Annotated in this window: 8 protein-coding genes and 1 pseudogene; 6 read left to right on the forward strand and 3 right to left on the reverse strand. The window is 69.3% G+C overall.

Features of this window, described 5'->3' with window-relative positions; translation table 11 throughout:
- Positions 1-162 precede the first annotated feature (162 nt).
- The 4 genes from AB0H64_RS44675 (at position 163) to AB0H64_RS44690 (ending at position 6,306) form a co-directional block, all read left to right on the forward strand.
- Complete coding sequence (locus AB0H64_RS44675; protein ID WP_357637981.1) at positions 163-1,032, forward strand: MBL fold metallo-hydrolase; 870 nt, start codon at positions 163-165, stop codon at positions 1,030-1,032.
- A gap of 137 nt (positions 1,033-1,169) precedes the next feature.
- Positions 1,170-1,871 (forward strand): serine hydrolase domain-containing protein, encoded by a 702-nt coding sequence (locus AB0H64_RS44680; protein WP_357637982.1) that lies wholly within the window; start codon positions 1,170-1,172, stop codon positions 1,869-1,871.
- 354 nt (positions 1,872-2,225) lie between these two features.
- On the forward strand, positions 2,226-3,275 hold the full coding sequence (locus tag AB0H64_RS44685) for a WD40 repeat domain-containing protein (protein ID WP_357637984.1): 1,050 nt from the start codon (positions 2,226-2,228) through the stop codon (positions 3,273-3,275).
- A gap of 505 nt (positions 3,276-3,780) precedes the next feature.
- Positions 3,781-6,306, forward strand: a complete 2,526-nt coding sequence (locus tag AB0H64_RS44690) for an SMI1/KNR4 family protein (RefSeq protein WP_357637986.1) — start codon at positions 3,781-3,783, stop codon at positions 6,304-6,306.
- Positions 6,307-6,390: 84 nt separating this feature from the next.
- On the opposite strand, the gene AB0H64_RS44695 is transcribed toward AB0H64_RS44690, so the two are convergent.
- A complete protein-coding gene (locus AB0H64_RS44695; RefSeq protein ID WP_357637988.1) occupies positions 6,391-6,648 on the reverse strand; it encodes a helix-turn-helix domain-containing protein in 258 nt (85 codons plus the stop codon).
- A gap of 696 nt (positions 6,649-7,344) precedes the next feature.
- Here AB0H64_RS44695 and AB0H64_RS44700 point away from each other — a divergent pair.
- Positions 7,345-7,527 carry a hypothetical protein gene (locus tag AB0H64_RS44700; RefSeq protein ID WP_357637990.1) on the forward strand — a complete coding sequence of 61 codons (183 nt, stop codon included), beginning with the start codon at positions 7,345-7,347 and terminating at the stop codon, positions 7,525-7,527.
- Here the strand turns inward: AB0H64_RS44700 and AB0H64_RS44705 are convergent.
- Together AB0H64_RS44705 and AB0H64_RS44710 are read right to left on the reverse strand one after the other, a co-directional pair.
- Entirely contained in the window at positions 7,511-7,909 is a 399-nt protein-coding gene (locus AB0H64_RS44705) for a hypothetical protein (protein WP_357637992.1), read from the reverse strand. The genes AB0H64_RS44700 and AB0H64_RS44705 overlap by 17 nt on opposite strands.
- 205 nt (positions 7,910-8,114) lie before the next feature.
- On the reverse strand, positions 8,115-8,495 hold the full coding sequence (locus tag AB0H64_RS44710) for an STAS domain-containing protein (protein ID WP_357637994.1): 381 nt from the start codon (positions 8,493-8,495) through the stop codon (positions 8,115-8,117).
- A gap of 870 nt (positions 8,496-9,365) precedes the next feature.
- Here AB0H64_RS44710 and AB0H64_RS44715 point away from each other — a divergent pair.
- Positions 9,366-9,796 (forward strand): annotated as a pseudogene (locus tag AB0H64_RS44715) (ABC transporter ATP-binding protein); the annotation flags it as partial.

The raw sequence follows: 9,796 nt of genomic DNA on the forward strand, positions 1-9,796 counted from the left end.
CGGGGGGTGCGTCATAGCCGCCCAGCATCGACCAGCCAAATCACAACAAGATCAACGCCGTTTGGGGCTCATGACACGGTTCTTACCGGCACCCCTTGTAGTTCAGGAGCTGGTGGTGGGGTGAGTGACCATCTGTGTGCGAGGCATGGCAGGATCGCGGCCATGTCCCTCAGCGTTCCCCATCTCCGGATCGGCTCGACCGAGATCATCGCCCTCACCGATGGCCAGGGCCCGTTCTTCTCCCCGCGCGCCCAGGCCTTCCCCGAGGCCACGGCCGCTCAGTGGGCCGAGGCCGACCGCTACGACCCCGCCGCGGTCGACGCCGAGGGCCGCTGGCGGCTCCAGTTCCGCGCGTACGCGATCCGCAGCGACAAGGGCCTCACCATCGTGGACGCCGGGATCGGCCCGGCGGACAGCCCGGCCGTCTCGTGGGCGCCCGTGCCCGGTGTGCTCCCCGAGTCGCTCGCCGCCGCGGGCATCGACCCGGCCGAGGTCGACACCGTGGTGCTCACGCACCTGCACACCGACCACGTCGGATGGGCGGTCGTGACCGAGGCCGCCGTTCCATCAATGGGCGGCGCGGTGGACGGCAACGCTTCGCCCGGCAGCGCGGCCGGCGACCGCCGCCCCTACTTCCCGAACGCCGAATACCTGCTCCAGCGGGCCGAGTTCGACGCACTCGACGCGCTCAACCCACAGCTTCGCGAGACCCTCACCGACCCGCTCCAGGCGGCCGGTCGGCTCCGGCTCCTCGACGGGGACACGCCGCTACGCGCCGGGCGCACGGTCGCCACGCCAGGCCACACGCCCGGGCACCAGAGCGTGCTGGTCGCCGACGGGCGCGAGCTGGTGCTCGTCACCGGCGACCTCCTGGTGCACGCGCTCCAGCTGCTCCACCCCGAGATCGCCTACTCGCACGAGATCGACCCTGAGGCGGCCAGGCACGCAAGGAAGCGCATGCTCAGCCGCGACACCGCCACCACGCTACACCTGGCGACGCCGCACCTGACGGAGCCGTTCATCTCGGTGTGATCGCGGCCGTCCGAGCCGTTCGGCACGGGTCAGGCCCGAGGGCCCTGCAGACGCTCCAATTCTTTGGTGGTCTGGTCGTCGGCGGGACTGCAGACCGTGAGGCGGCAGCCCGGTGGTTGTCGCCGCGCGATGTCGCCGTGCTGAAGGTGGCGGGGCGCCGCACCGGGAACCTCACCTCGGTCCCTGTCGCGGTCACCCGCTACCGCGGCGCCGATTTCCTCGTCTCGATGCTCGGGCGGGGCACGGGCTGGGTGCGCGACGTCAGGGCCGCGGGCGGGAGGGCCGCGCTGCACTGTAAGGGCCACGAGGTCCCGATCCTGCTGGAAATCCTGCGGCCGCTCAAGATGCGGGGCACCATGGTGGCGGGCAACCGGACGCAGCTCCCCGGGCCGCACGCCCACGGCTACTACCGGTACGAGGAGGACGGCCGGCAGAAGACGGTCGACATCTCGCGCCAGAACCTGTCCCTGCTGGCCGACGCCGGCGACCTGATCTCCACCACCCAGGATCTGGCCACGTTCATCTCCGCGCTGAACGGCGGCAAGCTCCTGCCGCCCAACCTGCTGGCCGAGATGCGCAAGCCCCACCCGAAGATGGGCTACGGCCTCGGGCTGTTCGTGCAGGACCTGGGCCCCGACTGCGGCACCGTCTACCAGCACAACGGCAGCCCCCCGCACGGCTACGGGGCGTTCATGTACAGCTCACCCGACGGCAGCAAGACCCTGACCGCCTCCGTGACCTGGGTCGACGAGGCCACAAGGGGCCCGGCAAAGGACTACCAGAAGCTGGTGGACAGGCTCGTCCAGAAGGTGTTCTGCGGCAGGCAGACCGCGGACTGACGGGTCGAGCCTACTCAGTAGACGAGGCCGAGCACCGCGGGTACACCTTTGCGTTGAACTCCTTACCGACGTGCATCAGGCAGAGCACGAACCGGCCACGCCGACCTCGCTGAGCTCGGCGTGGCCGGTCCACAGGCGCGCACGCCGGGCCCGGCAGGCACAACCGCGGGGTTGAGGAACCCAGGAACAGTCATTGCCGCTGAGAATGATCTTGAGCGAAGCGTGACGTCCGGCTGCGGTGTCTGATCGCCTTAGAGATCGCGCGAATAGGCGGCTGGCCAGCGCCCGGACGGGTGTGCTGAGCAGCAGACCGTCGGTGCACCGAGTGTCTGAGGGGGCTGGCAAGGTGTCGGTATGACAGTTCACTCTCGCTTGATCTCCAGTTCGGCTCCGTCCTGCGGCCACATTGTGGATTTCGACCTGGTCAGCCTCGATGGTCGGTTGATCCTCGTCGGCAGCCCCGACCGAGACCGGCTTGCGTGCACCTGGGATCCGGCCGGCGACCGCTGGACACAGTACGAGCTCGACGTCCCGGACGAGGACTTCCCCTACACGGAGCTAACTTCGCTCGGTGCCGCGGTGGTGGACGGCCGGATCGTGATTGGCGGCGGAGGTGACCACCAAGACTTCGCCATGTGGGACCTGGAGACGGGCAAGGTACGGCTGAGCGCACAGGCGGGCGGCCCGGGCTCGGTAGTCAGAGCCGACTTCGGTGATCGCTCGAGATTGCTCGTGGGGTTCACGGGCAGGTGGGGCGTGCAATTGTGGGACCCGTCCGTTGCCGAGCCGGAGGACTGGCATGACGACGATGGCGGCCTTGACGACGTGGACGATTCTGTGACAGATCCGGAGCAGCCCTCGCCTTACGACTCTCTCGTGTACATTGAGGAGCTGGAATGCCAGTCACGCGCCAGCAGCGCTGCCGCGGCGGGACTGTTGGCGGGTCGGCCGGTCGTGGTGGCCGGCGGTCGGCACGGTGGCGTGCTCGTGTGGGACATCGAGGAAGAGCGGCACCTCGCCAAATTTGACGACCTTGACGAGACGCCCACCGAGTTCGCCCTGGCCCCGGTGGACGGTCGCACACGGGTCATCGCAGCGGGCGGGCAGAGCCTCGTGCTGGGGGACCTCGAATCCAACGAGTGGGGCGAACCCCTCACCGTGCCCGGCGACGAGATCAGCTGCTTGACCGGGGGCACCGTGTACGGTCGTCCGTTCGCCGTCACCGGAGCGCGGGACGGCACCATCTGCGTGTGGGACCTGGCCGAGCGCCGGTTGCTGGGCCAGCCGCTCCAGGGGCACAACAGCGAAGTGCTCGGGCTGCGGGTGGCCGATCTCGACAGCCGACCCGTGATCATCAGCAGCGCCCACTGCGACTCAGTCCACCTCTGGGAATTTCCGTCGTAGAGGTCATTCAAGAAGTCACGAGGATACGCGTGCGGTCATGGTCGGCGGGTCGGGCGATCGTCCGGCGGGACGGCTGCGCATTGATCCCGCCCTGGTGGTGCTCACTGCCGAGGGCCTGCCGCTGCCGGAGTACGCGCGCATCGCCTCCGCTCGGGACGGCGGGAAGATCCGGCCGGGTATCAGCGCTTAGCACTGATTCGCAGGTCGACAGGGTTGTTTCTCGGTCAGGCTGATCGGGGGACGGGACGCTCTGGTCGGGCAGATCGCCCAGTGCGGTCCGGCGTTGGTGTCTCTGGGCGGGCCGGGCTGTTGGCTGGCCGTCTCGCGTTATCTCCGAGTGTTTCCGCCGATCATCCGCCGGGCGCGAGCAAGCTGGGCGCGCAGCGGCGCGAACAGATCGCCGAGCTCGACGAGGCCGAGCGATGTCGCCTCCCGTTGTTGAACGGCCCCGCCGTCTGACTAAAAGTCCGTCATGGGTGATCTTGGCGTCCCATAATTGGGTGCCATGACGGAGGCGAGGGTGCGCGAGCGGCTGGCGGCCGCGGGCTGGGAATGGCGCAGGAGCGGGACGATGGAGCGCGTCTGGCCGGACGGGACGTTCTGGCGCTGCACCTACGGGACCACCCGGGCCGGGTGGTGCGAAGGCGACATCCCGAAAGGGCTGATCTTCGCGACCGGCGACGAGGTCTTCGTGGTCGACGTGCTCGGCTTCACCGATCCCGCGGGGATGGGCTTCGAGGGCGTCGACCGGACAGCCGCCGGGCTCGACCTTCTCGCCGCGGCGTCACCAGGCGGGACTCTCGCCAAGAACGTTCTGAAGCCGCTGATGGCCCGTGCGGCGGTGTTCCGGGAACGGTCGGTGCGGCCGATCGGGCTCAGCGGGTTCATGCTGGAGGAGATGCCCCGGCGCCCAGCGGGGCCACTGATCCCCGCGATCGCCGCCGCGGACGGCTCGTCCGATCGCTGGCTGGACGTCGCGTTCGCCGCGTTGGACGCGAGGATGCTGCACGTGGCGCTGGAGTCGTTCGATCGGGCGTTGGCCGCCGGGGCGGAACCCGGACTCGCCGAGCTGTGGCGTGGCTGGCTGCTGATGGAGGCCGATCCGGTGGAGGCCGCCACGGCCATGGAACGGGCAGCGGACGGCGGCATGGCAGGTCCCGCGACCTGTCTGCTGGCGGGCATCCGGCCGGTGGACTGGGAGCGCGCCACCCGGGAGGACCCCGGGTATCTGCTCGGCTGGCTGTCCCGGGTGCTGGAGCTCGGCGAGTCCGGGCGTGCCCGCGAGGCACTTCGGGTGATCGATAAGGCCGCGGCCCTGCACCCCGGCGCCAAGGTGCACCACTACCGCGGGTGGGTCCATGCGTTGCTCGGTGACGAGGACGCCGCGCTCGACGATCTCGCCGAGGCGGTCCGGCTCGCTCCGTGGATCACCGAGGAGATCCTCGCCGACCCCGACCACGACGGTCTGCGCGGCCATCTGGACTTCTGGCGGTTGACCGGCCGCCGGGCCGCGGAGAACGAGCAGAACCCCCAGGCTACCGAGGTGCTGCGGCGCCTGGCGGTACAGACCGCCGCCCGGGCCCCGGACGGCTGGCGACGCGCCACGTTCACCATCGGCGGAGGTACCAGAGGCTATTACACCCTGCCCGACGGCGCCCTCAAGAACCACGGTCTCCCGTTCGACCTGCGCAAGGCGCTGCGCCTCGGCCGTGGTACGGCGGTCACGATGGTCGTGCATCCCTCGGGGTGGTTCGAGGCCGCCGTTGGCGGTCGCGCGGAGAACTCGGGCGCCGCCTGCGTCCTCGACGAGGAGGCACTGCCCAGCGGTCCCGGCGATGAGGTGGACGGGCCCGCCGATCCGACGCAGGCCGGGGATCCCGCCGAGGCGGTCCGCCTGCTGCGCGCCTACCTCCAGCGCCGCGAGGAGATCCTCGGCTACTCCGATGAGCTGCCGCCACCGGCGGCGGATCGCGAGGAAATGTTCGCAGACCTGGATCACGCGCTTCCCGACGATCTGCGCGCCCTCTACGACGTGATGGACGGCGATGATGATCTGGGACTCATCGACAATGGCTACGACTGGCTTTCAGCGTCCTTTGTGTCCGAGCTGGGAAGTGATCACGTCTGGATGGACAACGTGCCGCTGTTCGACCCGGACCCATGGAGGATCATGCTGGACGACGGCCCGCCCGGGGCGGTCCGGCGTTCTATCGACCGGGATGGTTGGATCCCGTTCGCCGACGGTGGGAACAACGAGTACCTCGCCGTCGACATGGACCCCGGGCCGGGTGGTCGTCCCGGCCAGGTCATCCGTATCGGCCTGCGGCGAGACGGCCCCACCTACGTCGCTGACTCGGTCACCTCGCTGCTGCGCCGCCACGTGGAGGCACTCGAGCGAGGCGACTGGACGTGCGAGGACGACGACCTGCGGATCGATCTCGGCGACATGGCCCTCGCCCGGGAGAACGAGAACGCGCCCGACGCGTCCACAGTCTGGGCATGTCGTGAGGTGCTGAATCCCGGCCACAACACCCAGAGTTTGTGGGTGCGGGGCGGGGGCGACATCGATCTGGGCACCGTCCGCGGCACCCGGCTCTTGAAGTTGGAGCTGACGCAGTGCCGGTCGGCCGATCTCAGCCCGCTCCGGGACACAGCCGTCGAGGCGTTGACGCTTCAGGACGTGGAGGTCCTCGACCTGGCGCCGATCGCGGGCCATCCGACGCTGCGCGCGGTGCGGGTGCGCACGCACCACGCCGTCGACCTTGAACCGCTGGTCACCGCGCCCCGGCTCTACGCACTGGACCTGTGCGGATCGTCGGTCATGGACCTGGCCGCGCTGGGCCGGATGAGCCGTCTGCGCTACCTGTCGTTGCGGTACGAACAGTGGCAGGAGCTCTGGCGGCAGAACGTCACGCTGCCCGGCCTGGCGATGGCCGTCCTGTCCGACGACCCCTCCCCGAGCAGGATCGCGGAGTGGGCGCGGCGGCTCCCCAGGGGCGGCGGCGTCCAGCACTACATCGGGCAGTACTGACGCACCGTCAGGGCCCAGGACCCCTGAAGAAGAAGGCTACGGCAAGCCGCAAAGTAGGCCCCGCTGAAGATCGTTGTGTGCTGGTTACGCTTCGGCGGGGCGCTTCTTCGGCTCGCGGAGCACGGTGGTGTTCTTGTCGAGGTGGCCGTAGACGGTGGAGCGGGGGACGCCGAAGAGGTCGGCGATCTGCTGCATGGTTCTTATGCGGGCGTCGTAGAGCTCTTGGGCGAGGGTGGCTTGTTCGGGGGTGAGCCGGGGGCGGCGTCCGCCGACGCGACCACGGGCGCGGGCGGCGGCCAGGCCGTCGTTGGTGTTGGCGATGATGAGTTTCGCAGCCCGCACATGTGAACACGATCATGCGCCCTCCCACGTCACGTTGCTGGGATCATCTTGGCCCGTATGCCGGCACTTCCACCCGGCCTCCGACGGCCCCAATGGCCCGGGTACCGTCCCGCTCAGCCCGGAGTGATCCAGACTTCCAGGAGCTGCTCCTGGAAGTCGGGTCCGCTGTCGGGTTTGACCTGCCAGCCGTGCGCGGTCAGCGCCCGCGTGTAGTCGGCCATCACGCTTCCACGTCCGTCTCGTCGTGGTCGAGGGCGGCGGCGACGGAGACTTCCCTTAGCCGGACCGGCCAGCCGTCGCCGAGCTGATCAACCAGTGCGCAGGAGGAAACCGACCCCGAGCGGCAACTGGCGGCCTGGGAAGCGCCCGAAACCCTGGGGTCTCCTGGTCTGTGACCCCACTGCTCAAAGGCGTCTAGGAAGATCACCTGAACCTGGATTCCTCACTTAAGCTTCTCCTATGCCGGACTGCGCCAAGCCCGGGGCTCGCTCCGAACCTCGCCAGGAGAGGACAGCGCGGGCGTGAAGGAGACCGAACGGCAGCCCACCTGGACATTCCTGACCAACCACGCCCGGGTGCTGCGCCTCATCGCTGACAAGCCGAACGCGCGCATCGGCGACATCGCCGCCACGATCGGCATCAGCGAGCGCCGCCGGCAGCATCGTCAACGACCTGGAGGACGCCGGCTACATCGAAGTGCGGCGCGAAGGCCGGCGCAACCGCTACACGATCGTCCCGGGCCAGTACCTGAGCCATCCCAGCCAGCGCACCATTCCCGTCCAGGCGCTCCTTGACCTGTTCGATCAGGCCGCAGCTCTGGGGACATCGGGCGGCATCGCCGGCACCCCGACTGTCGAGCACGTCACCGGCCAGCCCTGACCCGCACCGCGCGGCGTCGGCCCATGACCGGTCCACCGGCCCCGCGACGAAGCGGGCCAGAACCACTGCGGCGGACACGCACGGCTGCATGCGCGTGGTCGGCCGAGGCGCGGCCGACGCGACGAACCCACCTGCCCTGCTGATGTTGCTGCCGATGACGCCATCGAATCACGCGCCGCCCGATGGGCTGCGAGGCTGCGCTGGCGGCGGGCCACAGCTGCCGCGCGCCCACAGCCAGCTCGCGCAGGCCACCGGTGGCGCCGTCCGGATGCCGGCGCACGAAGGTGCCGAGCTCGACGGCCGCCCAGCCGAGCAGCACCAGGCCGAGCACGACTTCCACGGCGGCCGCCGTCGCCATTGCGAAGACGATGACGGTGATCACTTCGACGGCTCCTTGCGCCGCCCGCCGGTGTTATCGATGGGTTCACTGGCCCGAGCCTAGAATCGCCCCGGCGATTCCGGCACTTCCACGCCGAGCAGGGCGAATCTTTGCCACGCTCGCAATGATCCTTTGCCTGGTGCGGGTTTACTCCGCGACGGGTCGCGGGAGCCGAGGGCCCGGGGGAGCGACCTCCGGCTCCCGCAGGTCAGGCCGGTATCGCCGAGGCCGCTTCGGCGCGGGCGGGAATCGGAGGCAGGATCTGGTCCAGGCCGGTGCGATGCAAGATCTGAGCGCATCTACCCTGCGCCCCGGCCAGCACCAGCCGGGCTCCGAGTTGTCGCGCTCGCCGATACGCGCCGACCAGCGCGGCCACGCCGTCGAAGTCGCAGAACGCCACCCGCGACAGGTCCACCACGACCACGTCGGGGTGTTTGGCCAGGACGCGTCCCATCTGGTCGAAGAAGTGGCTGACCGTCGATGCCTGAAGTTCACCCTGCAGGCCGATCATCGGGCACACCTCGGAGTGCCACATTCCGATCGTCAGTCCGTTCTTCTGATCCTGGCCACGCCCCTCCACCGCAATCACCTCGCGTGGACCCTGCCCGGATTCGCGTCGATCATGTGAAGTGGGGCCCCAAACCCGCTGATTATCGGGTCCCGCATCCGCGGGGTGAGCGCCTTGCCGGGGCGCCGGGACTCTACTGACGGGTAGCTACGCTAAGGACGGATCGGGGGACTGACGCTGGTGAGCGACAAAAGATCCCTTAAACGGTCCGTGGACACCAGCACTGACCTGGGCGGACTCAAACGGGTGTACCTGGTTGCACGAGTCTTACCGGCACCCCGGATTCTCCTGGCCGTCTGCCTGCACCCATGGCCGTCCGCCAGGGTCGTCATGGCCGCCAATCGGGGTTTCCCGATGACCGCTAACGCACGGCAACCCCGATCCCGACGATGGTGGCGGACGGTCGGCCTTCGACTCCGCGGGAACATTTGTCCAAGACTGATAGTCGACCGCCCGTGCACAGTCTCCGCATGAATGAGTACGACATCGAGCCGCGTGGTGAAGGCCGCGGTCGAGAGAGCCGCCGACTGGAGAGGGCGGGGTCTTCGTAGACGGGGGCGCCTGCGGCCAGTAGGGCGGTGAGGGCGTGCCGCTGGCGGGCGTCAGTCTGCATGTCTGTGGAGTGCCACAGGCAGACCCGGTCAGCCACGTCCGGCATCCGTGAGGGGGGTGCGGGTGAAGGCCTGGGCGGTGGGCAGGGCGGTGCCCGCGCTGGTAGGGGCGTAGTCACGCCGCTCCTAGGTGTCGGCCTGCCAGGCCAGCTCGACCGGGTCCTCGCCCCCTCATACGCCGACCCCGGATACGCCGCCCCTCATCCACCGCCGCCCCCTCATCCACCATCGGCTCGGCCACGGGCCGGGTCGTGACGAGATCGACGAAGACCGGAGAACGATGACCACCACCACCGACCTCGCTCAGACGATCGAGCAACCGGATGCCGATTGCGCGGCGGGACAGAGCATGACCCGGCTGTTGCGCCCTCATCTGCGGAGTTTCGCGGCCGTGGTGATCCTGCAGGTCATCGGCGCGCTCGCGGGTCTGGCCCCGCTGCTGGCGGTCGTCGAACTGGGCCGTACCCTGCTGTCGCCCGGCCCGATCGACCACGTTCACGTCTGGACCGTGGTGATCGCGGGTGCGGCCGGCCTGCTCATCCGGCTGCTGTGCACCGCCGCGTCGTCGGGAATCGGGCATGTTCTCGACAGCCGGGTGCAACTGACGTTCCGCCGGCAGCTGGCCGCGTCGCTGGGACGCGTCCCGATCGGCTGGTTCTCCCGGCGCCGCACCGGCGAGCTGGCCAAGGTGGTGGGCGAGGACGTCAGCGC

This window comes from Nonomuraea sp. NPDC050733 (assembly GCF_040654215.1).
Classification (GTDB): Bacteria; Actinomycetota; Actinomycetes; order Streptosporangiales; family Streptosporangiaceae; genus Nonomuraea.